This is a genomic window from Planctomyces sp. SH-PL62 (assembly GCF_001610895.1).
Classification (GTDB): Bacteria; Planctomycetota; Planctomycetia; order Isosphaerales; family Isosphaeraceae; genus Paludisphaera.
The window spans coordinates 6,116,130-6,141,976 of the sequence record NZ_CP011273.1 but is presented as its reverse complement, the minus strand read 5'-3'; the positions used below and the strand labels follow the sequence as shown (position 1 = coordinate 6,141,976).

The 25,847-nt window shown below is 71.5% G+C and carries 17 protein-coding genes and 1 pseudogene; 7 read left to right on the top strand and 11 right to left on the bottom strand.

The features are described 5' to 3' along the window. Positions 1–8: 8 nt before the first annotated feature. From VT85_RS24025 to VT85_RS24015, 3 genes are all read right to left on the bottom strand, one after another. Complete coding sequence (locus VT85_RS24025) at positions 9–1,106, bottom strand: hypothetical protein (RefSeq protein WP_068420636.1); 1,098 nt, start codon at positions 1,104–1,106, stop codon at positions 9–11. Between the two features lie 492 nt (positions 1,107–1,598). Next, positions 1,599–2,138: a hypothetical protein gene (locus VT85_RS24020; RefSeq protein WP_156513064.1), complete on the bottom strand. Its 540-nt coding sequence runs from the start codon at positions 2,136–2,138 to the stop codon at positions 1,599–1,601. An 86-nt stretch (positions 2,139–2,224) separates the two neighbouring features. After that, a complete protein-coding gene (locus VT85_RS24015; protein ID WP_082858856.1) occupies positions 2,225–3,262 on the bottom strand; it encodes an RNA polymerase sigma factor in 1,038 nt (345 codons plus the stop codon). A gap of 399 nt (positions 3,263–3,661) precedes the next feature. Between VT85_RS24015 and rplU the strand changes: the two genes are divergently transcribed. Together rplU and VT85_RS24005 are read left to right on the top strand one after the other, a co-directional pair. Next, positions 3,662–3,979 (top strand): 50S ribosomal protein L21, encoded by a 318-nt coding sequence (gene rplU / locus VT85_RS24010; RefSeq protein WP_068420629.1) that lies wholly within the window; start codon positions 3,662–3,664, stop codon positions 3,977–3,979. Positions 3,980–4,667: 688 nt separating this feature from the next. Continuing rightward, positions 4,668–7,634 (top strand): vitamin B12-dependent ribonucleotide reductase, encoded by a 2,967-nt coding sequence (locus VT85_RS24005; RefSeq protein ID WP_068420626.1) that lies wholly within the window; start codon positions 4,668–4,670, stop codon positions 7,632–7,634. 132 nt (positions 7,635–7,766) lie between these two features. Here VT85_RS24005 and VT85_RS24000 read toward each other — a convergent pair whose 3' ends face one another. Next, positions 7,767–8,018 (bottom strand): hypothetical protein, encoded by a 252-nt coding sequence (locus VT85_RS24000; RefSeq protein ID WP_068420624.1) that lies wholly within the window; start codon positions 8,016–8,018, stop codon positions 7,767–7,769. Positions 8,019–8,197: 179 nt separating this feature from the next. Here VT85_RS24000 and VT85_RS23995 point away from each other — a divergent pair, with 179 nt between their 5' ends. Beyond that, on the top strand, positions 8,198–9,100 hold the full coding sequence (locus VT85_RS23995; protein ID WP_068420622.1) for an alpha/beta hydrolase: 903 nt from the start codon (positions 8,198–8,200) through the stop codon (positions 9,098–9,100). Positions 9,101–9,179: 79 nt separating this feature from the next. Here the strand turns inward: VT85_RS23995 and VT85_RS29725 are convergent, their stop codons facing one another. The 4 genes from VT85_RS29725 to VT85_RS23975 all read right to left on the bottom strand — a co-directional run bounded on the left by VT85_RS29725 (position 9,180) and on the right by VT85_RS23975 (position 14,231). Further along, on the bottom strand, positions 9,180–11,639 hold the full coding sequence (locus tag VT85_RS29725; RefSeq protein WP_156513063.1) for a tetratricopeptide repeat protein: 2,460 nt from the start codon (positions 11,637–11,639) through the stop codon (positions 9,180–9,182). Positions 11,640–11,766: 127 nt separating this feature from the next. Further along, entirely contained in the window at positions 11,767–12,603 is an 837-nt protein-coding gene (locus tag VT85_RS23985) for a YybH family protein (RefSeq protein ID WP_255377019.1), read from the bottom strand. A 418-nt stretch (positions 12,604–13,021) separates the two neighbouring features. Then, positions 13,022–13,363 (bottom strand): hypothetical protein, encoded by a 342-nt coding sequence (locus VT85_RS23980; RefSeq protein ID WP_068420616.1) that lies wholly within the window; start codon positions 13,361–13,363, stop codon positions 13,022–13,024. A gap of 103 nt (positions 13,364–13,466) precedes the next feature. Beyond that, positions 13,467–14,231, bottom strand: a complete 765-nt coding sequence (locus tag VT85_RS23975) for a hypothetical protein (protein ID WP_156513061.1) — start codon at positions 14,229–14,231, stop codon at positions 13,467–13,469. 240 nt (positions 14,232–14,471) lie between these two features. Between VT85_RS23975 and VT85_RS23970 the strand changes: the two genes are divergently transcribed. Then, positions 14,472–15,644, top strand: coding sequence for an aldose 1-epimerase family protein (locus tag VT85_RS23970; RefSeq protein WP_068420612.1), 1,173 nt, complete (start codon positions 14,472–14,474; stop codon positions 15,642–15,644). Positions 15,645–15,763: 119 nt separating this feature from the next. On the opposite strand, the gene VT85_RS29445 is transcribed toward VT85_RS23970, so the two are convergent. Both VT85_RS29445 and VT85_RS29440 read right to left on the bottom strand, forming a co-directional pair. After that, on the bottom strand, positions 15,764–17,299 hold the full coding sequence (locus VT85_RS29445; RefSeq protein ID WP_068420610.1) for a glycosyltransferase family 39 protein: 1,536 nt from the start codon (positions 17,297–17,299) through the stop codon (positions 15,764–15,766). Positions 17,300–17,573: 274 nt separating this feature from the next. Further along, positions 17,574–18,305 (bottom strand): annotated as a pseudogene (locus VT85_RS29440) (RNA polymerase sigma factor RpoD/SigA); the annotation flags it as partial. 412 nt (positions 18,306–18,717) lie between these two features. Between VT85_RS29440 and VT85_RS23955 the strand changes: the two are divergent. Both VT85_RS23955 and VT85_RS23950 read left to right on the top strand, forming a co-directional pair. After that, positions 18,718–19,572 carry an RNA polymerase sigma factor gene (locus VT85_RS23955; RefSeq protein WP_197490978.1) on the top strand — a complete coding sequence of 285 codons (855 nt, stop codon included), beginning with the start codon at positions 18,718–18,720 and terminating at the stop codon, positions 19,570–19,572. Next, on the top strand, positions 19,563–22,775 hold the full coding sequence (locus VT85_RS23950; protein WP_068420606.1) for a serine/threonine-protein kinase: 3,213 nt from the start codon (positions 19,563–19,565) through the stop codon (positions 22,773–22,775). Before VT85_RS23955 ends, VT85_RS23950 begins: the two co-directional genes overlap by 10 nt. Here the strand turns inward: VT85_RS23950 and VT85_RS23945 are convergent. Beyond that, complete coding sequence (locus VT85_RS23945) at positions 22,755–23,513, bottom strand: PSP1 C-terminal domain-containing protein (protein WP_068420605.1); 759 nt, start codon at positions 23,511–23,513, stop codon at positions 22,755–22,757. The genes VT85_RS23950 and VT85_RS23945 overlap by 21 nt on opposite strands. 128 nt (positions 23,514–23,641) lie before the next feature. Between VT85_RS23945 and VT85_RS23940 the strand changes: the two genes are divergently transcribed. Further along, entirely contained in the window at positions 23,642–25,816 is a 2,175-nt protein-coding gene (locus VT85_RS23940) for a heavy metal translocating P-type ATPase (protein ID WP_068420603.1), read from the top strand. The last annotated feature ends 31 nt before the right edge of the window (positions 25,817–25,847 follow it).

Genomic DNA, 25,847 nt, shown 5'->3' with positions numbered 1-25,847 from the left:
TCGAACCCTCATCGCCTGGGTTCGAGGTTCACCAGGTCGCGCACGCTGATGAGCCGGGCCTTCAACTCGGCGTTGTAATGCGACTGGCCGCGAATCCCCACGCGACGCGCGGTCAGCGGCTCGGGATCGACCCCCGGGGGGACGTCGAGATACGCCGCGACGGTCCCCTCGCGGCCGATCAGCGCGAACAGCTTTCGGCCCTGGACCATCCGCGCCGAGGGCTGGATGAAGCCCACCGCGTCGAACGCCCGGCTCCGCTCGCGCTCCACGTCGGCCAGCTTCCGCTCGATCTTCTCGAAGCCCGAGTCGAGATCGCGAGATCGCGACGCCGCCTCGACGAACCCCTGCGCGGCCTTCGACGCACGCTCATACCGGGCGACCTGATCCAGCCGGAGTTCCACCGCCCGACGCCGCTCGGCGTCCTCCCCGGCCTGCTTCGCCAGGGCCTCGTACGCCTCGCGGATCGTCCCCAGCCGCCACTTCTCCACCGGCTGCCCGGTCGTCTCCGCCAGCAGCATGCCGTCGACCCGCCGCAGCTCGGCGTCGTCCCCCGGCGCGAAGACCGCCCGGACCTCGGTCGGCGTCGCGGCGGCGGCGGAGGAGGGGGCGGCGTCCCAGGCCACCCCGTCGGCCTCGATGAAGAACGCCCGGCCCGCCGGCGGCGCGATCGCCCGCCAGCGCCGGGGGGACTTGCTCCCGATCTCGGCCGCCGGACGGTCCACCAACCGCACCCGATCGCCCGGCTCCAGCGTCCCGCAAGGCGGCCCCGGCAGCTTCGCCCGCGCGTTCCCCGAACGGACCACGGCCGACGCCCGGACCCGGGCCGCGTGCGGGATCGCGCCGTCCTCGGCCTCGCTCAGCTTCAGGGCCGATTCCTCGACCCAGCAAAAGACCGAGGCCGGCGGGTCGACCGCCAGCCAGCCCGCCCCGGGATTCTCCGACGGCCGCACCCGTACGGTCTCTCCCCGGCTCAAGCTCGTGACGATGTACCCCGATTCGCGGGCCGCGTCGAATACCTCCAGCCGATCCGCCGTCACCCTCGCCTCGACCGCTTCCGCCTGCCCCGAAATCCCGACCGCCAGGATCAGGAGATGCGCGAAGATCATCGGAGACACCTCCTTCAAAGCGCAAAGCCCTTCCCCCCTCGCGGGGGAAGGTGGCCCGAAGGGCCGGATGAGGGGGAAGACCAGCACGGAAGCGGTCGGCGTCTCGGTCCGTCCGCGATGACGGCCCTGCGTCTCCCGCCGGGAGCGAAGCCGAAGCCTGGGTCCGTCGCTCCCGGAAATTGGCTTCGTTCGCGGCGACGAGGAAGCGAAGCCATCGGGCGTAAAAGGTGTTCGTGTATGGCTTTAGTGTCGGAATTCGGCCCGTGAAATTGGCTTCGTTCGTCCCTTTTCTTCATCGCGTCGTCCACCCCGTCGATCGGTCCAGGCCGGCCGTCGCCCCCTCGGAAAGCGAGAGCCTTCAAGAAAGGATGTGACACAATCGCCGATTGCGAACACGGATTCGCGGAAACGGGGAAGTCGGTCCCGCCCGGGATGGCTCCGCGTGGAATGCGGACTTCGACCTCGGTTTGGTATCCCAGGCGGGCGAAATGGTCAACGCGGATCCGTGGGGATCGGGTCCGTGGCGACGTCCGGCATCACGATCTCGTCGTACGGACGCGTCTGGACGCGGAAGTTCTGGATCGCCTCGGGAGGCAGGTCGAAATGGGAGACGATCTGCCGGACATCACCGCCCGAGAACCCGCTCTCCCGCGCCGGCGTATGCTCCTTGCCCTCGCCGTCGACGGCCACGAGGCGGATCGCTTCCTGGGCCCCGACGTCATGCCCCAGACAGAGCGTCGTCCCGCCCTCCTTGACGGCGATCGCGCCGCTGGACGCGAAGTTCCGACCTTTCTCGCGGCCGATCGAGCAAGCCGACTTGTCCAGACTCTCGACCGTCCGCCAGGTGGCGGTCGTGACGCGGAAACGGACGGTCAGGCTGGGGGCCTCCACGGCCATGATCACCCGGATCGCCTCCAGTTCGAGCGACGGCTCACCTTGCGGCGTTCGGACGGTCTCGCCCCGATAGGTCCGCGCTCCGTCGATCGACGCGTCGATCCTGCCGTCCCGGGGCTGATCGACGATGCGGTACACGACAGCTCGCCGGGGGGGCCCTTCCTCGGCGACGGTCGCCGGTTCCGACTCATCGTCCTGAGGCTTCGGATCGAACTCCAGGGACTTCAGCGGCCGTCCGGGCTCCACCAACTGTCGGGACCGGCGGGGATGGACGACACGGCCACGACCTCCAATCGCGTCCCGTCGGGGAGCCGACGGTTCCAGCGGGCGTCCGGGGCGTCGGCCGCTTGGTCCTGGCGGAACTCGGGCGCGGCGGCCGGCGGCGGGGGCGACTCGGGCGCTCCCTTCCGCGACGTCCAGGCGAAGGCCAGGGACGACGTACCGAGGCCGACCGACACGAGCACGATCAGGGGCTTGAGCTTGGTCCACAGCATGGTCTGGATCGCTCCTTCGGCGAGGCGGGCGACGGCCGACGGGACCAGGCCCGAGGCGATCGTCGCGACGCGAGGGGTGGAGTGGAGAAGGGCCGACGAGACGCCGGCGCGGCATTCCCGAGCCAACTCGGCCGCGACGGTCGCCGCCAGGGGCGCGAGCCCTCGGCGGGCGAGCCGGCCCCGGAGCCGCAGGCGGCCTCGGGCGAGTCGGCTCTTGATCGTCGCGGGCGGCCAGCCCAGGGAGAGCCCCGCCTGCTCGTAGGTCAGGCCCTCGTAGTCGCACAACTCGATCGGGCGTCGATACTTCGAGGGGAGCCGGTCCAGCTCCGCCGAGACGATGGCGCACGCCTCCCGACGCTCGGCGACGAGCGCGGGATCGTCGCCGGCCGCCGGATGGGCCGCCGTTGGGCGTCGCGCGGCGTCTCGTCGTTGCCGACTCGCCACCCGACGGGCGACGCCGTAAAGCCAGCGCCCGACGGAGCCTCGATCGTCGACCCGGACTGAGGCGGCCTTGCGGACGAGCACCAGGAACGTGGCCTGGAATGCGTCCTCGGCGTCGCCTCGATCCGCCAGCCCGCGCCGGCAGACCCCCCAGACCATCGCCGCGTGACGGTCCACCAGCGCCCCGAATGCTGTCTCGGCCGCCGGGTCCGAAACCCCGGATCGCGACCGAAACCGTTCCAGCAACTGATTATCCGTCATTCCCGTCGCGGTGCCGCCGGTGAACAGGGCCCGGAGGCCCCCCGGCATCGAGCGTGATCTGGTCATCGGCCCACCCGTCCCCACCTCGAAGTCTCGAAGCCCTCGACCCCTCCCATGCGAGGAGTCGCCGGAACGGGCCCAGGTTTCCGGGATTTCGCGAGATTTCCCCAGGATCAGGTTAACGCGGGCCGGAAGGCGGGGGCATCAGGGCGCGACGGCCCGTTTCGGGCGAGGGGATGCGCCGCATCGGCCGGGGCGTGCGGATTTTGACGGTTGGCGCGCGGCGATGTCTCTTGATCGGGGGCCCTTCTGTAGGCTATGCTTGCGTTTTCTTCTCGCTCGGAGGGGATTCCGCGCGGCGAAGGCGAACCATCGTAAGGGAAGAAGAGGTCGGGGGCGGGCGATCCCGAGCACCCGTACTCGTCGAGCGCGGGCCGACGTCCGCCCAGGAGCTTCGGAAAGACCATGTACGCTGTTTTTGAAGACGGTTCCCACCAGTATCGCGTTTCCGAAGGCGACTTCATCCAGGTCGACCGTCGCCAGGGCACGGCCGGCGACGAGCTGATCTTCGGCAAGGTCCTCCTGATCGCAGGCGAAGGCGAGCCGACCATCGGCGCCCCCGTCATCGACGGGGCCAAGGTGACGGCGAAGATCGTCAACCAGTTCCGCGCCAAGAAGATCATCATCCAGAAGTTCCGCCGCCGCAAGAACATGCGCCGCCGTCGCGGCCACCGCCAGCCCTACACCACGGTCCAGATCACCGCCGTCGCCAACGCCTCCTGAACGGCCCGCACGGCATTCTGATCCGACCACCTTCGAAATCCAAACGCCCGCGTCCGGCCCTTTCGCCGACGCGGGCGTTCTTTTTTTCGCCATGGGCGAGGTTTTTTCGCACCATACTCCAGATGAGGCGGCCTGATCCCGATCGAGCCGACGTCCCGGTGTTGTAAGGCTCATCCCATGCCGACTGGAGAGGCAAAGCGAGCGGGGGATGGAGGTCGTTTTCCTGATTCGACGCCTTTCCCACATCTTCCGCCCGCGCCCGGCGCGTTCGGTGCGAGGTTGGCACTTTTTTTGCGCCCGCATCCGGTGGCGCGCGCATTTTTGGAAGCGAGCCGATTCGCGAACGAACCGCCGCCGTCGAGGAACTGTCGAGGACGTCATTTCCTGGGAGTCCTTCGCCTCCCGCCTTCCTCGCGAATCGTCCGACCGGATCGAGGCGTCGATTCAAGTCGCGCGACCCGAAAGACCGACGTTATGGCGGCCGGAATGTACATCTGGACTAGTGGACAACGATCGATTATAATGGGGCGAAATTCCTCGTCCCGCATCGATCTTGGTCGCGAAATCCCCGGGGGAGCTTGAGCCGATGTCGAGAGCAGGACGACGGGAGGGGACGACCTCTGTGGAACAGCAACAGCCCGAGGGAGCGTCGGCGAAGGCGAAGGATCAGGCCCGGGGATGTTCGGGGATGGTGGTTCCTCGCGTGTTCAGCACCGAGGGGGTGAGCCCGTACGATCAGGTGGAGTGGGACTCCCGGTCGGCGGCCATCAAGGACGAGCGGGGGCGGGCGATCTTCGAGCAGCTGGACTGCGAGATCCCCAAGGCCTGGAGTCAGCTCGCGACCAACGTCGTGGTCAGCAAGTACTTCTACGGCGACGTCTCCGGCGGCAACGGCTCGCCCGCCGAGGGGAAGCGCGAGTACTCGGTCCGCCAACTCGTCGACCGCGTCACCCGGACGATCGCCGACTGGGGCCGCGAGGACGGCTACTTCGCGACGCCGGAAGACTCGGAGCGGTTCTACGACGAGCTTTCCGCGCTCTGCCTGAACCAGTACGGGTCGTTCAACTCCCCGGTCTGGTTCAACGTCGGCCTGTTCCACGCCTACGGGATCGCCGGCCCGGCCAACAACTGGCGCTGGGACGAGGAGACCCGGACGGTCGTCGCCGCGTCCAACGCGTATGAGACGCCCCAGTCCTCGGCCTGCTTCATCCAGAGCGTCTCCGACGACATGGACGGCATCATGCGGCTCGCGCACAGCGAGGCCATGCTGTTCAAGTTCGGCTCCGGGACCGGCACCGACCTGTCGACGCTTCGGTCCAGCCGCGAGAAGCTCGCCGGCGGCGGCACGCCCTCGGGGCCGGTCAGCTTCATGCGGGTGTACGACGCTGTCGCCGGCGTGGTGAAGTCGGGGGGCAAGACCCGTCGCGCCGCCAAGATGCAGACCCTGAAGTGCTGGCACCCGGACATCCTCGATTTCATCGAGTGCAAGATCAAGGAGGAGGCCAAGGCGCAAGCCCTGATCCAGCAGGGGTATGAGGCGAACTTCAACGGCGACGCCTATAGCTCCGTCCTGTTCCAGAACGCCAACCTCTCGGTCCGCTGCTCCGACGCCTTCCTGGACGCCGCCGAGAACGACGGCGAGTGGACCACCACGGCGGTCCTCTCGGGACGGCCGGTGGACACCTACAAGGCCGAGATGCTGCTGGATCGGATCGCCGAGGGGACCTGGCTCTGCGGCGACCCCGGCATGCAGTACGAAGACACGATCCAGCGCTGGCACACCTGCCCGAACACGGCGCCGATCAACTCCTCGAACCCGTGCAGCGAGTACATGTTCGTCGACGATTCGGCGTGCAACCTGGCCTCGCTGAACCTGGTCCGGTTCGTGGACGCGGACGGTGCGTTCGACGTGGAGCGGTTCCGCGCGGCGGTGCGGGTCTTCATCACGGCGCAGGAGATCCTGGTCGACCACGCCAGCTATCCCACGCAGAAGATCGCCGCCAACAGCCACAAGTTCCGCCCCCTGGGGTTGGGCTTCGCCAACCTGGGAAGCCTCCTGATGTCGTCGGGCCTGCCGTACGACTCCGATGAGGGCCGGGCGGTGGCCGCGGCGATCACGGCCGTCATGCACGGCCAGTCCTACCTGACCAGCGCCGAGCACGCCGGCCGGGTCGGGCCGTTCGACGGCTTCGCGATCAACCGCGAGCCGATGCTCCATGTCATGGAGATGCACCGCGAGGCGGCCTACGCCCTCGACGAGGCGGCCCCCGAGGCCGTCCGGTCGGCCGCGCACCGGATCTGGGACGAGTGCCTGGAGGTCGGCCGCGCCAACGGTTTCCGCAACAGCCAGGTGACGGTGCTGGCGCCCACGGGCACCATCGCCTTCATGATGGACTGCGACACCACCGGCATCGAGCCCGACATCGCCCTGGTCAAGTACAAGCTGCTGGCCGGCGGCGGCATGCTCAAGATCGTCAACCAGACGGTCCCCGCCTCGCTCCGCAAGCTCGGCTACGACGAGCCCGAGATCCGCGGGATGCTGGACTACATCGACGCCCACGACACCATCGAGGGCGCCCCCAGCCTGAAGGACGAGCACCTGCCCGTCTTCGACTGCGCCTTCGCCCCGCCCCAGGGGGGCCGGAGCATCCACTACCGGGGCCACCTGCGGATGATGGCGGCGGTCCAGCCGTTCCTCTCGGGTGCGATCTCCAAGACGTGCAACCTGCCGAACGAGGCGACCGTCGAGGATATCCGCAACACCTACCTGGAAGGCTGGAAGCTCGGCCTCAAGGCCCTGGCGATCTACCGCGACGGCTCCAAGGGGAGCCAGCCGGTCTCGACCAAGTCCGAGAAGGGCGAGGCCGACAAGGCCGCGGCGGCCGCGGCCGTCGTCCCCGAACCGGCCCCGATCGCGGTCGAGTCGCTGAAGCCCGTGCAGACGACCTCGCCGGCGACGGTCGCCACCAAGCCCCGGCGCGAGCGGTTGCCGCACACCCGGCGGAGCATCACGCACAAGTTCGACATCCAGGGGCATGAGGGCTACATCAACGTCGGCTTCTACCCCGACGGCCGCCCCGGCGAGCTGTTCATCACGATGGCCAAGGAAGGCTCGACCATCGGCGGCCTGATGGACGTGCTGGGGACCTCGATCTCGATCGGCCTGCAATACGGCGTGCCGCTCGAGGTCTTCGTCAACAAGTTCGCCCACAGCCGGTTCGAGCCCGCCGGGTTCACCAAGAACCCGGACATCCCGATCGCCAAGAGCATCGCCGACTACATCTTCCGCTGGCTCGGCATGGAGTTCATCTCCGGCTACCGCGAGGCCAACTCCCCGAACCGAGGGGCCGAGGAGCCCGCGGCCCAGACGGTCGTCGAGGCCGTCGGGTCGTCCACCCCCGTCCTCAAGGTCAACGGCCACCGCTCGGCCACGATCGCCGACCTCGAGCACGCCGAGGCCGTCCTGGGCGCCGCGCCGGGCAAGCAGCCGGCGACGCTGCCCCAGTCGATCCAGCCGGAGCTGGCCATCCAGGACCGCCAGTTCGCCTCGTTCCAGAGCGACGCCCCGGCCTGCGACAATTGCGGTGCCCTGACCGTCCGCTGCGGGACCTGCTACCGCTGCTTCAACTGCGGCAACAGCATGGGCTGCTCCTGATCCGACCGCGTCCCGAGCCCCACGCGGGCTCGGGCTCGGATCGGCCGAATCGACGTCGACCAAGCAAGGGCCGTCGCCTCTCCCCGAGGCGGCGGCCTTTCGTCGTTGATCCGCGAACCCGCCCGCGCGGCCTCAGCGGGCCGTGACGTCGTCCTTCACGCGCGGCCTGGCGGTTTTGGCGAAGTGGGGGGCCTTGGTGGTCGTGTTCGACGCCCCGGGGCTCGCCTTGCGGCGGAGGCAGGCGTCGACGGCGGTCTTGACGAGGCCGACGCCCCAGCGGAGCGAGTTCTTGCCCAGCATCAGGGCCACGCCGAGGATCGTGGCGACGATGGACGTGGCCGGCAGGACGGTCTCCGGGCCGAAGTAGGCGAGCAGCGGCGTCATGCGCGGAATTCCTTATGTTGGGTAAGGATCGGGGCCGTGGGAGGGCGTCCCGCTTGCTTCGAGATGAGGGCCGCGATTAAAAACGAAGGACGCGATCGCCGCAAGGCGAGTTCGCATCCACGTTTCGGCCTCGGCCGCGCGGTCGGGCCGTTCCTTTCGGACCCGAGGAGTCGTCCGTCATGAGTCGCCTGAAGCTTGGAATCGGCCTTATCGCCTTGCTCGGCCTGAACGCCCCGGCGGCGACGGCCGCCGATCCTCCCGCGCCCCTGGTCCTGGACGTCTGGCCGGGTCCCGCGCCGGGCGAGGTGGGGACGATCGGGCCGGAGAAGTATCTGGACGAGACGCCGATCAAGCGGCTGGCGAACGTCTCGCACCCGACCCTGACGGTCTATCGCCCGGCCCCGGAGAAGGACACCGGCGCGTCGGTGGTGATCTGCCCGGGGGGCGGCTATCACATTCTCGCGATGGACCTGGAAGGCGACGAGGTCGCGACCTGGCTGAACTCGATCGGCGTGACCGGGATCGTCCTGAAGTACCGGGTCCCGCGCCGGGAGGGGACGCCCGACGGCCAGAAGCCGATCCAGCCCCTGATGGACGTCCAGCGCGCGGTCAGGCTGGTGCGGAGCAAGGCCGCGGAGTGGAAGCTCGACCCGAGCCGGATCGGCGTGCTGGGCTTCTCGGCCGGAGGCCATCTGTCGGCCGCCGCCTCGACGCGGTTCCACGAGCCGGCCTATCCCTCGACGGACGCGGTCGACCAGGTTAGCCCGAGGCCCGACTTCGCCGTCCTCGTCTACCCCGGCGGCATGGAGAACCCGGAAGAGGCCGACAACCCGGTCGCCCGCGTCACGGACGAGACGCCGCCGATGTTCCTCGCCCACGCCGGCGACGACGAGGTGAGCCCGATGAACAGCGTCCTCATGTACTCGGCCCTCAAGAAGGCCGGGGTTCCCGCCGAACTGCACATCTACGCATCCGGCGGCCACGGATTCGGCCTGAGGCCCAGCGCCCACCCCTGCTCGACCTGGCCCCAGCGGTGCGAGGAATGGCTCCGGTCGACGAAGCTCCTCGCCCCCAAGCCCTGAATCGGGGTGACATGCTGGCGCGTTCGATCCTTCCCCCGCGCGGGGGAAGGATCGTCGGGCGAGCCTTCGACGGCGCGTTTCAGCGGGTGAAGGTCAGGGCGGGGCCCTTGTCTCCGGTGCCGGCGGGGCTGAAGGTGAAGGAGTCGGGCTGGGCCTGGACGATCTTGCCGGCGAGCGGCGGGCCGTCTTGCTGGAAGAGGCCCAGGGTGTCGTCCTTGTAGCCGGCCATGCCGGTGAGGGTCTGCTTCTCGCCCTTGGCGTCGACCTCCCAGGTGAAGACGCCGTCCTCTTCGAGGTTCAGGGAGATCGTCACGTCGGGGGCGGGCTTGGCCTTCCACTTCCCCAGCAGGTTCGCCGGAGGGGGTGGGGGGGGCTCGACGTCCTCGGGATGGTCCTCGTCTTTCGCGTCCGACGGCGGGGGGGACGCGTCGGGGGCGGCCGGGGTCGCGGACAACTCGCCCACCTTCTTGAGGGCCTTGACGAAGGCGGCGGAAAGGTCGTCGCCGGGGTTCCGCCGGACGACTTCCTCGAACTGGGCCGCGGCCGCTTCCTTGTGGCCCTGGACCATGTAATGGTAGGCCAGCAGGAAGTGGGGCGAGGCGTCGTCGGGCCGCGACTTGACGACGGCCTCGAGCGCCCGGATCTGGTTCGTATACGTGCCGACGTCCGCGTACAGGCCGACGAGCGTCTCCCAGTTCCAGCCGGGGCCGGCCGAGAGGACCGCGTAGAGGACCGCCGCCGACTTGTCATACTCGCCCGTCGCGAACAGGACCAGGGCGCGGAATTCATGGATGACGGGCGCGTCGGGCGTCTTCGCCAACACCTGGTCGACCAGGGTCAGCGCCTGGGCGTAGTCGCCGGATTTGAACGCCTCGCGGGAGGCGGAGAAGATCTGCTCGCTGGTCGTCGCCACGGACGGGTCGGGGGGCGCGGCGGCCACGTTGATCGGCTGCGAGTAATCGTAGACCGGCGCAGCCTGCTGCGCCTGGACCGGCTGGGCCGCGACGACGGCGGCGTAATAGGGGTTCGTGTAGTCGCTGTAGACGGCGCTGGTGGCGACGGTCCCCAGGCCCCACGAATCGTAGGCGCCCACGCTCCACGTCGGGAAGTAATCGTAGACCCCCATCGTGGTGACGACCGGCATGCCGATGACGGTGGGCCGGAACCAGCTGTTCATGGCCCCCAGGCCGAACGAGGTCAAGGCGCCCGCGCCGAAGCCGGTCCAGAAGCCGTTGCCGCCCCAGCCGCCCCGATACCAGTTGCCGCCCCAGGCTCCGGGACCCCAGCCGCCGCCGCCCCAACCGCCGCCGCCCCAACCGCCGCCACCCCAGCCGCCGCCGCCCCAGCCGTTGCCGCCCCAGCCGCCGCCGCCCCAGCCGCCGCCGCCCCACCGGTTGGAGTTGTTGACGATGTTGGTGTTATTGATGTTATTGATGTTATTTATGTTGTTGATATTGGTCGAACCACCCCATCCCGGCCGGTTGCCGCCGGGTCGGTTGACGTTGCCCCAGTTGGGCCGACCGCCGCCGCCGGGCCGGTTGACGTCGCCCCAGTTGGGCCGACCGCCGCCGGGGCGATTGATGTCGCCCCAGTTGGGCCGACCGCCGCCGCCGGGCCGATTGGGCAGTCCCCCACCGCCGCCGCCGGGGCGATTGGGAAAGCCGCCGCCGGGCCGGTTGACGTCGCCCCAGTTGGGCCGGCCGCCGCCGGGCCGGTTGGGAAAGCCGCCGCCAGTGCCGGGCCGATTGGGAAAGCCGCCATCTCCGCCGCCTGGCCTGTTGGGCAATCCGCCGACGCCGCCGCCGGGCCGGTTGGGCAAACCGCCGCCGGGAGGCCGCATGCCGCCGGGGCGATTGGGCAATCCGCCGACGCCGCCGCCCGGTCGGTTGGGCAAACCGCCGCCGACACCGCCGCCTGGCCGGTTGGGCGAACCGCCGCCGACGCCGCCGCCGGGAGGCCGCATGCCGCCGGGGCGATTGGGCAATCCGCCGACGCCGCCGCCCGGCCGGTTCGGCATTCCGCCGCCGACGCCGCCGCCCGGTCGATTGGGCAGCCCACCGCCGCCGCCGGGGCGATTGGGCATTCCGCCGACACCGCCGCCGGGGGGCCGCATGCCCCCGCCGGGCCGATTAGGTAGCCCACCGCCGCCGCCGGGGCGATTAGGCATTCCGCCGCCGACGCCGCCAGGCCGGTTCGGCATTCCGCCGCCGACGCCGCCGGGAGGCCGCATGCCGCCGCCGGGGCGGCTGGGCATTCCGCCGCCGATGCCACCGCCGGGGCGGGTCATGCCGCCGGGTCGGTTCCCCGGCGTCGCGGGTCGATTCATCGGCATTGACGGGCGGGTCATGCCGCCGGGACGGGACATGCCGCCTCCCGGACGGGCCCCGCCGCCGGGGCGTGCCATGCCGCCGCCTGCGCGGGCCCCGCCGCCGGGGCGGCCTCCTCCGCCGCGCATGCCGCCGCGCTGGGCGAAGGCGTCGTCGGCGATGAGGACGACGAGGAGACCGGCGATCGAGCAGAGGAGACGGTGCCTGAACATGACCAAGCCTCGCACAGCACGGGGAAGACGTCCGCGATCCGTGCGGTTGTTCGGGCCAGAGGGATTCCTGGGAGCGGTGTCGGCGTGGCTCCGCGCGGCGAGGCGAGCCGCCGCGCGGGGCGCGGGATCACTTCGGCTTCGTGGCACCGCCGCCCGGGGCGGGGGCCTTGTGGACCATGACGATGTCGAGGATGTCGTCGGCGACCTGGCCGCCGAGGATTCGGTCGATCGAGTCGGTCTTCACGGAGTCCTTGTTGAGGATCGTGTGGATCTGGGTGGACGAGGTCGGCAGGCCGTTGCGGAGGACGCCGTGGGACTTCACGACCCACTGGTTCTCTGCGGTGCGGGTCCAGACGCCCTCGCCCCGGCCCCCCTGAGAGTCGAACAGCCACGACTTGATCTGGCCCGACTGGGGGTCCCAGCCGATGAACATCGTGCCCGACGACTCCTTCCGGCCGTCGATCTCGGCCGAATAGGTGCGAATCAGGTAGCTGTGATTCTCCGCCCACTTGATCTCGGCGGTGACCTTGTCGCGCTCGCCCTCGTTGACCCAGTCGCCGACCATCCATTCCAGATCCTTGAGCCGCTCGTGAGGCGACACGTCTTCGACGAACGCGGGATACTCGCGAAGCTCGGCCAGTCGCCACGCGCCGTCCTTCTGGACCAGCAGGCCGCTGTACCGCGCGTAGTCGGCGGCGTCGGCGGCGGGTGAGGAGAGCCGCGACCGACCCTCGACGCGCGCGACGTCCGGGGTGAGGAAGCGGATTTCATCGACGTGGGCGTCCAGCTTCAACTCGCCGGCGTCCACGAACGCCTCGCCGTACATCGCGGCGATCTCGTCCTTGCCCCGGGTCTCGTAGCCGTCGGGGTCGACGACTACCGCGTCGTCGGTGTACAGGGCGGTCAGCGCCTGGGCGTCCCCGGCCTCATAGGCCTTGGCGATCTCGAGGACCCGCGCGACGATCGCCTTCTCGGCCGGCGTCGAGGGCTGGAAGCCCTCGGCCTGCGCGGGGGCGGCCGTCGGGGCCTGCGAGGGTGCCGGAGTCGGGGCGGCGGCCAGGGGGGCTGCCGGAGCCTGGGGGGTGGGGGCGCCGTCGGCGCCGTCGGCGCGGGGGTCTGACAGAGGGCCAGGGAGGCCGACGCCAGCCCGAAGGCCGCGAGGATCGCGAACGCTTTGGCGAAAGGAGTTGGCATGGATGGGCTCTCGTGGCGGACGGGAGAGGGATCGACGACCCGGGACGCCGCAGGATCGCGACGATCGCTCATCATGTCAGTCATAGTCCTCCGGCGGGCGGTGGTCCAGTGTCGGCCCCGGATTGCGCGCGGATTCCGGCCTCGCCCGGTCGAGCCGGACGGGGGACGAGCGGGGCCGGGACGCCGTCTCAGGAAGTCCGGGGGGCGATCCGAGGGGCGATGCTCCGCACCTGGGGGAGCCTCGCGGCGGCGGGGAGCTGGGCGAGCGGCAGCATGCCGGCCACGGCCCAGGTGGCCTCGTGGGAGGACTGGACCTGCATGCCCAGGGCGCGGAGGGAGTCGAGGAACGACGCGAAGTCCCCCTCGCCGTTGCCGCTGACGGTCGCCGCGACGGCGCCGTCGACGATCGTCACGGCCGACGGCGGCGAGGCGTCCGGCGTCCCGACGTGCGCCTGATAGGCGAGATCCAGCAGCCGGGCGACGTTCGCCGGCAGGGGAGTCGTGGTCGGCGGGTCGGTCGGAGGCGTCATGGGGCGGCCGTCCGGGGGAAAAGACGAACCCGCCGGCGCGAAGGGCGCCGGCGGGCCGAGTTTCAGGTTACGTCCGCGGTGCGGGAAAGGGAAGTCGAAACGCTTACAGGGAACCCGGGAAGGTCAATCCGGGCGTGCCGAGCGAGCCCGGCGTGGTCCCGATCGGGGTGCCGGGGAGCGTCACGCCGGGCGTGGTGACGCCGGTGCTCGGGTTCCCGGTCCGCAGGAACGAGTTGTTGAACTGGAAGGTGGTGCTCGGCACGTTCACGCCGGGCGTGGTGATGGTTCCGCCGCCTCCCCCGAAGTTCACATTCCCGCCGCCGATCGTGCCGGGGGTCCCGAAGCCGCCGCCCAGGAAGTTGGAGCGGAGGAAGGTGGTGCGGAACGGGAAGTTGGGGTTGGGGGTGTTGGGGATCCCGGGGGTCGTGGGGTCGGTGGTCCCGCCCGGGAAGTTGGGCGTCAGGTTCCCGGTCCGCAGGAACGAGTTGTTGAAGTTGGGGTTGGGAACGGTGACGTTCGGCGGGGTGATGGTCCCGCCGGGGATGGGCGAGCCGCTTCCCGGGGTGGTGGCGCCGCCCGGCCCGAAGCGGAGGAAAGTGGTGCGGAATGGGAAGTTGGGGTTGGGGGTGTTGGGGATCCCGGGGGTCGTGGGGTCGGTGGTCCCGCCCGGGAAGTTGGGGGTCAGACTCCCGTCCCCCACGCCGCCGACCGGGGTCGCGTTCGGGTCGAGGTTGGACACGATGGGGGACGGCGCCCGGAGCCCGCCGGCCCATGCGGCGATCGGGTTGATGACGGCCGGGGTGACGCGGGTTTCCAGGCTCTCCAGGGCCAGGCGAAGCTTGCGGGTCGCGGATCGGATGCGGTTCATCGAGGTCGGCTCCATGAGTGCCGCGACGAGGGTCGCGGTGGGTTATCGAGGAGAAGGCGTCAATCGCGGGGGGCGTCGGCGACTGGCGTCGGCCCGCGCCGCGGATTACGCTTGACTTTCGCCAGGCTGTAATTGCGAAGCGTGCGCCAAACGATCGAATAATGATGCGAAACTCTGTTGCCGCGAGCGCCGCCGGGGGCGCGGCGAGGGCGACGGGGAGAGTTGCGAGGCGGTGGGGCGATGGGTGAGCGACGGACTTTCGTGCTGACGGACGCGAAGCGGGACTTCTGGGTCGAGGACTTCACGCTCGACGGCGCGGACCTGGGGCCGGCGGCCTTGCGGGGTTGCACGGTGTCCAAGCGGCGGCTGCGCGGCGGGCGTCGCGACGGCGTGGACCTGATCCGGGTGGACAACGGCGCGCTGTCGATCTCGATCGCGGCGACGCGGGGCATGGGCCTCTGGCGGGCGTCGCTCGGCGGCGAGCGCGTGGGTTGGGACTCGCCCACGAGCGACGGCCCGGTCCATCCGGCGCTCGTCCAGCCCCACGACTTCGGCGGCATCGGCTGGCTGGAGGGCTTCGACGAGCTGATGGTGCGCTGCGGGCTGACCAACAACGGCGCGCCGTATCGCGAGGGGGACGCCCTCTATCCGCTGCACGGCCGGATCGGCAACATCCCGGCGTGGTACGTCGCCGTGCACGTCGACCTGGAGCCGCCTCATGCGATCACGGTGGAAGGCCGGGTGACGGAGTCGTTCCTGTTCGGCGGCGGCGTCGAGCTGACGACGAGCTACACGACCACGCCGGGCTCGAACGCGGCGACGGTGCGCGACGAGTTCGCGAACGTGAAGGATCAACCTGTCGACATGCAAATCCTCTATCACTGGAACTTCGGCCCGCCCCATCTGGAGGAAGGCTCGCGGTTCGTCGCCCCCCTCAAGACGGTCGTCCCGCGCAACCCTCGCGCGGTCGAGGGCCTGGCGACCTACGACGCCTACGGCCCGCCCGAGCCCGGTTTCGCCGAGCAGGTCTATTTCTGCGAGCTGCACGCCGAGGCCGGTCGCACGGCCGTCATGCTCCGCAACCGCGTGGGGGACAGGGCCGTGGCGCTCCGCTACGGGGTCGACGGCCTGCCGTGCTTCAGCCTCTGGAAGAACACCGGCGGCCTCCGCGACGGCTACGTCACCGGCCTGGAGCCGGGCGTCAACTACCCCAACCCCCGCCCCTTCGAACAGGCCCGAGGCCGCGTCGTCACGCTCCCCGTCGACGGCCGACACGTCACCGAGACCACGCTCGAAGTCCTCGACGGCCGCGACGCCGTCGCGCGCCTCGAAGCCGAGATCGCCCGCATCCAGGCCCAGGCCGAACCCGTCGTCCACCCACTCCCTCGCGAGCCGTTCGCAAGCGAGGGCTGAGGGGATCGCCATCGCATATGAACCGAAGTCGCCACGTCCATCGCGCCCCTCGCCCCCTCATGCGGCCGTCGATGTCGTCGCGCATGAGCCTGGGAGGCGGCGGGGGCGAGGGCGGGGCGTCAGTCTCTCGGCTTGAGGGGGCTGTTGGTCTCAAGGACGCGGACGCCGCCGATGGAGAGGACCTGGCGGGTCGCGTCCGGGCGTTCGGCGACGAACCGCTCAAGGGGGGAGGCGACCGCGCGGGCGTAGCGGTCGGAGTCGACGAGGAGATAGGCGACGCCGTGCCGGCGGATCGTCGCGGCGACCGCTTCGGGGTCGGCGTCGCGGCCCCCGGGACGTTCGGAGGTCTCGACTTCGAGCGCCGGGCGTCCGGTGCGCAGGAAGACCTCGCCGGGGTGGCGGGTCAGGACGGGGCCGGGTCGGTCGGCCTCGTCGCGAAGCCAGGCGCAGGCCGCGTCGAACGCCGGGTCGCGATCGGCGCGGATTCGACGATCGGCGGTGGCCGCCGAGTAGGCCGTGTACGGGATCGCCGCGAGCAGCACGAGCCGCGCCGCGATCGTCCGCGACCGCGACCTTCGGAACCGCAGGCCCCGAAGGCCCCGCGCCAGGCCCTCGAGGGCGCCGACCAGCAGCGCGGGGATCAGGGGGATCAGGAACCGCCCCGCTTCGGTGTACGGCCAGACCAGCAGCAGGCCGAGCGTCACCAGCCCGACCAGCCCCGCGAGCCTCCGTCGCGGATTCGCCAGGGCGACGATCCAGCCGCCCAGGACGATCGCCGTCGCGAGCATCGCCCAGGCCAGGGCCGCCGCTCGGATCGGCCCCGATCGGCCGAAGACCGTGGCGACCTCGACGACCGGGGCCGTCAACTGGTCGGGAATCCGCCCGGCGTAGAACGCGGCCTGCTCCCGGACGGTCGCCGCAAGACCCCGATCCGACGCCAGCAGGAGCCCCGCCTGCGTCCGCCCCGCCCCCTCCCGGCCGACCATCGCCGACCAGGCGATCCAGGGGGCGACGATCAGCCCGGTCGCGATCATCGCCGTCGCCAGCGCCCGCCGACGCCCGCGAAGGCCCAGGTCCAGGAACGCCGCGACGACCAGCCCCACGCCGACGTGCCGCGTCAGCACCGCCGCGCCGAGGGGCGCGCCCAGCATCAGGCCGCGAACGGCCTCGCGACCCGGCCCTCTCACGGAGGCCGAGACGAGCAGGGCCAGCCCGCCGAGCAGTTCGTACAGGGGCTCGGACTGGATGCCCGAGCCGGTGCGGGTCCAGGCCCAGTTGGTCGCCAGGGCCAGGCCCAGGGCGAGCGCGACGGGGCGTCGGAACATGGTGCGGAACCAGGCCCAGGCGGCGACCGTGGCGGCGATCGCGCAGGCGATCGAGGCCGCGTGGGCCGCGCGGTCGGAGACGCCCGCCGCCGTCCAGACGGTCGCCAGGAAGGCGGGATAGCCGGGGGGGAAGTGGGCGTGCCGGGGGGCGTCGGGATGGTCGATCGCCCGGTAGCCCCGGCCTTCCAGGAGCGAGGTGGCCAGCACGGCGTAGCCCGCGCCGTCGTATCGCGGCGGGGCGTCGAGGTCGGCCTGGACGAGCATGGCGGACGCCGCGACCAGGGCGATCAGGGCGCCGTCGATCCCGCCTCGTCTCGCCTTCCGCCGCATCGCCGCCTCCTCCGGAGAATCCCGCCCCCGATTGGAGCAGGAGCAGAGGCGCGGGGCAAGAGGAGGGCCCGTCGAGCGAGCGATCGCGGGGGGCCGGTTCAGCTGGCGGCGGCGACGGCGGCCTGGGGCGGGGCGAAGACGGCGAGGCGGCGACGGCGCCGCGGGGGGACGCCGGCGAGGGGGCGGCGGCGGGCGCGGCGGGCTCCGGCGCGTCGAGCTTGCGGACGGCGCGGATCTCGATCTTGCGGACCCACTCGCGGGTGACGCCCAGCCGCTCGCCGATCTCCTTGAGGGTCAGCGGGGCGACGCCGTCGAGGCCGTAGCGATAGGTCAGGACCATCCGCTCGCGTTCGTCCAGGACCTTCATGCGGCGGAGCAGGTCGGCGCGGTCGTCGCCGGCCTCAAGCTCGGCGGTCGGGCCGTCGTCGGGGTCGACCGAGTCGTCGGGCGACCAGTAGTCGTCCTCGTCGGCCACGCCGCTCTCCAGCTTCACCTGGTTGGCCCGCCGGGCTTTGGCGACCAGCGACTTCTGCATCTCGGTCAGGCCTAGGTGGCCGGCGATCTCCTCGAAGCCCGGGGCGCGGCCCAGCTCGCGGGTGAGCGCCCGCTCGGCGCGGCGCCACTTGGTCAGCAGGCCGACCATGTGGGCCGGGATCCGGATCGTGGTGGTGGTGTTGATCAGGGCGTGGCGGATGGCCTGCTTGATCCAGTAGCCGGCGTAGGTGCTGAACCGGGTGCCGAACTTGGGGTCGAACTCCTCGGCGGCGCGGATCAGGCCGAGGTTCCCCTCGCCGATGAGGTCGTCCAGGGACATCCCGCGGCCCTGGTAGTCGCGGGCGATCCGCACGACCAGCCGGAGGTTGGCCGAGATCATCCGGGTGCGGGCGTCCTTGTCGCCGCAGGCGATCGCCTGGGCCAGCCCTCGCTCGTCGGCGGCCGTGAGCAGCGACACTTCGTTGATGTCGTGGAGGTAGGTTTGAAGATCGTGCGAAACGCCGCAGTCCATCGCATGGGTGCGAGACATGAACGTTCTCCCGGCCCTGGTCGCTGTTTCGTGGTGCGTCTTGGATACGTCAAGCGGTCGTCGGCTGACGCTCCTGGGGAGGGGGCTGAGACGTGGAGAAGGCTCCGAAAGCCACCTTGCGTCTGTCTCGCGTCCATCGCCTCCAACCCTGGAAGGAGCAACGCATCACTAGTTGCAATCGCCCGATCAAACCGGACATCGCTTTTTGATTTTTTTGGCGGAACTCGCGTCGCCCCGGCCTATCCGCACGCGGTAGCTCCTGGGCAACTCCTCCGTATAGGAAGCCGGCTCGCGTAATCGGCAGATGCGCCACGATCGGGAGCCGCCGTCGAATTCCCGAGAATCCGCTGGAAAGGGGCGGGGGAAGGTGGTTTAATTAACTATCAAGGCGGCGATGAGTGCCTCCATGCGTTATGCGGCCGACCATTCCCAGTCGATCGCGCGCGCGGCGGGGGTCCCTCGCAAGACGTCTCGGCTCTCGGATGGGCGGCGATTCCTGGAAGAAGCGGTCCGAGGGGGGGGCGTCGTCCTCTGCTCGCGGATCAAGGCCGGCGCGTTCCACGTCGAGGGGGACGAACCAGTGCAGAAGCCGACGGATGACGGCGGGGCGGACGAGGTCGATCGCGAGCCTGATCGCGAGGACGACGACGCCGAGTCGGACGTCTCGCGAGACGTCCCGGAGCTGATCGCCCGCGCCCGCGCCGGGGACGACGAGGCGATCCGGACCTTCGTCGGCCGGTTCGAAAGCGAGGTCCGGCTGATCGTGCGCGACCGGCTCCCCCGGCGGCTGCGCAACCAGTTCGACTCGATGGACTTCGTCCAGGCGGTCTGGCAAAGCTTCTTCACCGACCTGAAGGACGGCTCTCGGGAGTTCGAGAACGCGCGGCACCTGCGGGGGTTCCTCGCCGGCGTGGCCCGCAACAAGGTCTTCGAGCAGGACCGGCGGCTGACCCGGACCGGGAAGTACGCCGTCGACCGCGAGAAGCCGCTGTACATCCGCCGGGGCGAGCGCGAGTACGCCCTGGACGTCCCCGCCCCCGACCCGTCGCCCAGCCAGAACGTCCAGGCCAGCGACCGGCTGGCGCTCCTGACCGCCGGCCGCCCCGCCCGCGAGGTCGAGATCCTGACGCTCCGCCACGAGGGCCGGACCATCGACGAGATCGCCGAGCGGCTGGGGATCCACGAGAAGACCGTGCGGCGGATCATCGACGCGGCGCGGGAGCGGATGGAGGCCCGGGGATGGGCGTGACGACGGACGGGGGCTCCTCGATGCTCCTGACGACGCCCGGCGCGGCCGAGTCGCCCTCGTCCGACGACCTCTCCCGCGAGTTCCACGAGGCGCTCGCCGACCTGGCCGACCGCTGGGAGCGGGGCGATTCGCCCCCGGCCGAATCCTACCTCCGCGACGGCCGGGGCTGGTCGCCCGACCGCGTCGTCGAGCTGATCTACCGCGAGTACCGCCTCGCGCTCGCGGCCGGGCTGGCGCCTGCGAAGTCGACCTACCTGGCCCGCTTCCCCGAACACCGGCGCTCGCTGGAGCGGCTCCTCGACCTCGACGCCGCCTTTCCCGAATCGTTCCTGGACCGACCGGGCGGTCACGACGACGGCGTCGACGCCGACGATCTCCTCCCCCTGGCCGGCGACGAGATCGGCCCTTACGTGCTGGAGCGGGAGATCGGCCGGGGCGGCTTCGCGCGGGTCTTCCTCGCCCGCCGGGCGGACCTGGAAGACCGCCCCGTCGTCATCAAGGTCACGACCAAGCCGACCCGCGAGCCGTGGCTCCTGGCCCGCGCGCGGCACCCGAACATCGTCGAGATCCTCACCCACGCCGAGGTCGACGACGGGGCGCTGCAACTGATCGCCATGCCCTTCCTCGGCGGCGCGGCGCTCTCGACGGTCCTCGAACGGCGGCGGCACGCGCGGCCGGGCCGTTCCCGGTTCCTCGACGATCTGGACGCCGTTTCGGCGCCCGAGTTCCCGAAGACCGGAGACTCCGGCCCCACTCGCGCGATCCTGCGGAGGATGACCGACCCCCACGCCTTCGCCTGGACGACCGCCCGGCTCGCCGAGGCGCTCGACCACGCCCGCCGACGGGGGGTGGCCCACGGCGACGTGAAGCCGTCGAACATCCTGATCGCGGCCGACGGCACGCCGATGCTGCTGGACTTCAACCTGGCCCAGGACTGGTCGCACGTCGAGCCCGGCGGCTCGGCGGCCGACGCCGGCGGCACGCTGGCCTACATGGCGCCCGAACGGCTGCTGACGCTGGCGACGGCGAGCGCAGGCGGCGGCCGTCCCTCCCCGCCGGACGACGACCGGGCGCATCGGGCCGACGTCTATTCGCTGGGCATGGTGCTGCTGGAGGCCCTGACGGGATGGTCGCCGGCCGCCGACGCCGACGCGCCCCGGCCGGGCCGCCGCTCCGCGTTCCTCGAGGCCGCCCGCCGCTGCGCCGCGACCCGGGAGCGGGCCGTCTGGGTGGTGCGGCGGGCCGAGGCGGCGGCGGGGCGGAAGCTCCCCGCCGGCCTCCGCGCCATCCTGACCTACGACCTCCAGGCCGACCCTTCGGCCCGGCACGCGAGGGGCCTGGAGCTGGCCGAGGACCTGGACCGCTGGCGCGCCGACCGGCCGCTCGCCTTCGCGCCCGAGCCCTCGCGGGGGCACGCCCTCGCCAAATGGGCCCGCCGCCGCCGCCGGACCCTGACCACCGCCGCCGTCGTCCTGGCCTTCGCCGCGACGCTCGCCGCGGCGTTCGTCGTCGGCCGGGGCGGCGAGCCGGAGGCCGAGGGCCGCCGCCAGGCCCTGCACACGCTGGCGAGCGCCTACGACGAACCGGACGCCCGCGTCTTCGCCTTCCAGCGTCCGGGCGAGGCCGCTCCGGCTCGGCGAGGCGACTCGGAGACGACGGCCGTCGCCCTCCGCGCGCTGCGGCAGTACGACGTCCTGGACGACGGCGACTGGCGGACGCGGGCCTCCGTCCGACTCTTGCCCGACGCCGATCGCGACGACCTGGAACTCTGGCTGATGGAGCAGGCCCTCCGCTACGGTCGGGTCCTGGCCCTCCGGCCCGACTCCCCCAAGGACTGGCGCCGCGCCCGGACCACGCTCGACCGCGCCCGCGGGGAGCGCCGGCCGGTCGCCCTGCGGCAACTCCGCGAGAGGCTCACCGCCCAGATCGGCGACGGCGCGAGCGAGGCCGAGGCCGAGGCGCGGGGCGCGGGCTCGACGCCCCGCTGGATCGACGCCTATCTCGACGGGGTCGCCGCCGAGATCGACGGCGAGGAGAACCCGAAGTCGGCCCCGGCCGCCGTGCGACGGGCCTCGGCCCGCTATCAAGACCTGCTCGCCCTTCGCCCCGATTCCTTCTGGGGCCGCTACCGCTCGGCGGTCGTCGCCTTCACCCTGGCCCGCTGGGGAGAGGCCGCGACCCACATGGAAGAATGCGTCCGCCGACGGCCCGGCAACGCCGTCCTCCGCGGGTACTATGCGAGCTGCCTCCTGAAGCTGGACCGCGACGACGAGGCCCTCGACCAGTGCAACCAGGCGATCGACTCGGCCCCCGACCGCGCCGAGTTCGTCCAGACCCGCGCCTTCATCCGCGCCGAGGGGTCCGCCCTGGACGGTCTCGAACAGGACATCCGCCGCTATGAGCTGCTCAGGAGCGTGCTCCCGAGGCGGTTCCTCCAGGCCCCGTCGGGACCGGCCGACGAGTCGCCGACGACCGGCCGGAACCTCCCCCTGACGCCCGCTCCGCCGGACAGCGATCGTCCGGCGCTGGACGAGCCCGCGAACGTCGCCCCCGGCGAGCTGGACGCCCGCGCGGTCCTCGCCTCCCGGATCCGCGAGGCGGGCTCCGACCCCGACGGGCCCCTCCGGCCCCATCTCCCGCTGGACCCGCGCCGGCTGGCGCTCGCCGCCTTCGAGGTCGAGAAGATCCTGGCGCTCGACCCCGCCAACCTCCTCGCCCAGGTCGACCGGATGTGCCTGGCGATCTGTCGCGACCGCGCCTTCGAGGCCAAGGAGGGCCTGGACCGCGTGCTGGCCGACCCTCGCCTGGCCGACTACGCGCGGTTCGCCCCCGAGCGGCTGGACGCGCTGCACTACGCCTGCATCCTGTTCGCCTCGTACAACCGATTCGACGAGGCCCACAAGCTGGCTCGCAAGGTCCTCGACCTGGCGCTGGCCGGGGTCGGCTCGCAGGGCCGCGCCAACTATACGATGGCGGTCGTCGAGGCCATCGGCGCGGTCTCCAACCGCAAGTGGATCGCGGTCGCGGCGAAGCATCTGAAGAACGCCGTCGACGCCAATCCCAAGTATGAGCGCTGGTTCCAGCGTGATCCGGCGTTCGATCCGGTCCGGATCGAGCTTCAGGCGGCGCTCGACGCCGCCGGCATTCTCGAAGCCGGCCGCCCCGACGCCCGCCCCGTCCCGCTACTCGTCGACGTTCCCTGATCCGACGCCCGCCCCCCGGCGCGATCGATTCTTCAGCGCCGCGACCCCGCACGACGAGCAGCCGCCGCCGGTGGCCGTCGAGCAGCCGCCGGGCTTGGGGAGGGCCTCGGGGGCGTCGGCGCGGGTCTTCGCGGCCTTCTTCGAACAGCCCCCGCCGCCGCAGTCGCAGTCGCCGCAACGCTTCTCGGCCGTCGCGGGCGCGGGCTCGGGCTCGGGAGCGCCCGTCGCGTCGGCGTCGGTCAGGTCTTCGAGGAAGACGTCGAAGTCGCAGGCGACCCGGAATCGAGCCCGGACCGGGGCCGGGTCCAGGTCGTCGAAGGTCAGGACGTGGAGGACCGTCGAGAGGTCCAGCAACGGTTCCACGTCGACCAGTTCCAGCGGCCAGCCCGCCTCCTCGGCGATCCGTCGGCAGAGTTCGAACCGCGACTCGCGGAGCCCCCCCGCCTCGTCGGCCCGCGCGAGGTCGTCGGCGTCGGCCCGACGGAGCACGCGGAAGACGCCGACCGAGTCCTCGCCCGCCCGGCCTCGCCCCGCGGCCTCGGCCGAGAGGACCTCGCCCAGCTCGACCCCCCGGCTCGACCGGACCACGATCGACTCGCCCCGTTCCGGGAGGCTCGGCAGCTCGGCGTCGACCGCGAACCAGCCGACCCGACCCGCCAGCCCGTAGCGGACCAGGCATTCGGCCTCGACTTCGCGTCCGCCTTCGCCTCCCGATCCGGCCTCGGTTTCCGCATCCATGAGTCGACCCTTCTCGGCCTCGTCGGTCGTTCCCCTTACCGGGTAGGGATTATACCGTATCATGAGAGAGATCGCCGCAACCGGCCGGTTCGGGGGCGGGCTTCGGTGAAGACGACGAGGTTGAGCCGATGAGTCGTTCGCGGTGCACGTTCCAGGTTCGCGGGCTGGATTGCGAGCATGAGGTCGGGCAACTCCGAGCCGTCCTGAAGGGGGCGCCGGGGGTCGAGAACCTGGGCTTTGACCTGATCAACGGCCTGATGACCGTCGAGTACGACGCCTCGCGGGTCGACCCCAGGCGGCTGGCGGCGCAGGTGACCGATCGGAGCGGGCTGGCGACGACGCTGGTCGGCGAGCCGGAAGCCGAGGCACCCCCCTCGTGGTGGTCGCGGCGGGGGATGACGGCGTCGACCGCGGCGTCGGGCGTCGCCCTCTCCGCGGGGATGCTCCTGCACTACTTCGGGACCGCGTTGGGGCTCTCGGCGGCGACGGCCGAGAGGGCCTCGACGGCCTGCTGCGCCCTGGCGATCGCCGCCGGGGGCCTCTGGCTGTTCCCCCGCGCCGTGAAGTCGATGGCCCGGCTCCGGCTCGACATCGACGCCCTGATGACCCTGGCGATCGCGGGGGCCGTGGCGCTGGGCCAGTGGGACGAGGCGGCGACCGTCGCGTTCCTGTTCGGCGTCTCGGAGTCGCTCGAAGCCCTGAGCGTCGCCCGCGCCCGCCGCGCGATCCGACGCCTGCTCGAAGTCGCGCCGCCGACCGCCGAGCGGATCGTCGGCGAGGACGTCGAGACGATCGCCGTCGACCGGATCGAGAAGGGGGACCGTCTCCTCGTCCGCTCGGGCGACCAGATCCCGATCGACGGCTCCGTGCTGAAGGGCCGCTCGACGGTCGACCAGAAGGCGATCACCGGCGAGTCGACGCCCGTCGAGCGCGGCCCCGGCGATCCGGTCTACGCCGGCACGATCAACGGCGAAGGGACCATCGAGGTCGAGGCCTCGGGGACGATCGAGGAGGCCCTGGTCAGCCGGATCGTCGACCAGGTCCGCGCCGCGCAGGCCGGGAGGGCGCCGGTGGAGCGGCGGATCTCCCAGTTCGCCCGCTGGTATACGCCGTTGGTGGTGGTCGTCGCGCTGCTCACGGCCGTGGTCCCGCCCGCCTTCGCGTGGGGGACCGGGGGCGCCGCCTGGCCGACGTTCCTGGAATGGTCGGCCAAGGCCCTGGTCGTCCTGGTGATCTCCTGCCCGTGCGCCCTGGTGATCGCGACCCCGGTGGCGGTGGTCAGCGGCCTGGCCGCCGCGGCCCGGCGCGGGGTGCTGATCAAGGGGGGCGAGTTCCTGGAGGCGGTGGGGAAGCTCCGCGCGATCGCGTTCGACAAGACCGGCACGCTGACCCTGGGGCGGCCGGACGTCGTGGAGGTCGTCGCCTCGGGCCTGGGGGATGAGTCGCACGTGCTGCGGATCGCCGCGGCGCTGGGGGACCGGGGCGGGCACGTCCTGGGGAAGGCGATCGCCCGCCACGCCCGCGAGCTGCGGCTGGACGTCCCCCCCGCCGACGACTACACGGCGATCCCCGGCAAGGGCGCCCTGGGACGGATCGACGCCGAGGAATACCACCTGGGGAGCCACCGCTACATCGACGAGGTCGGCCTCTGCCAGCCCGAGTTCCACGACGAGATGGGCCGCGCCGAGGGCCGGGTCGGCACCGAGGTCGCCGTGACCACCGCGACCGCCCCCCTGGGCTGGATCCGACTGGCCGACCGCCCCCGCCCGGAGGCCGCCGCCGTGGTGGCCGAGCTGCACGCCCTGGGCCTCCGCACCGTCATGCTGACCGGCGACAACCCCCGCGCCGCCGCCGCCATGGCGCGCGAGCTGGGCGTCGGCGAGCAGCGCGCCGAGCTGCTCCCGGCCGACAAGGTCCGGGCCATCGACGAATACACCGCCGCCCACGGCCCGACCGGCATGGTGGGCGACGGCGTCAACGACGCCCCGGCCCTGGCCGCCGCCCGCGTCAGCATCGCGCTGGGGGGCGTCTCCAGCGGCGCCGCCCTGGAGACCGCCGACGTCGTCCTCATGGCCGACGACCTCCGCCAGCTCCCCTGGCTCGTCCGCCACGGCCGCGCCACCCTCCGCATGATCCACCAGAACATCGCCCTGGCCATCGGCGTCAAGGCCGTGGTCCTGGTCCTCGCCCTGTTCGGGATCGCCAACATGTGGATGGCCATCCTCGCCGACGTCGGCACCACCCTCCTCGTCGTCGCCAACGCCCTCCGACTCCTCCGCGCCGGGACGCCGACGGACGCCTGACGAGACCTCGTCAAAAGCGCGCGTCATCGTC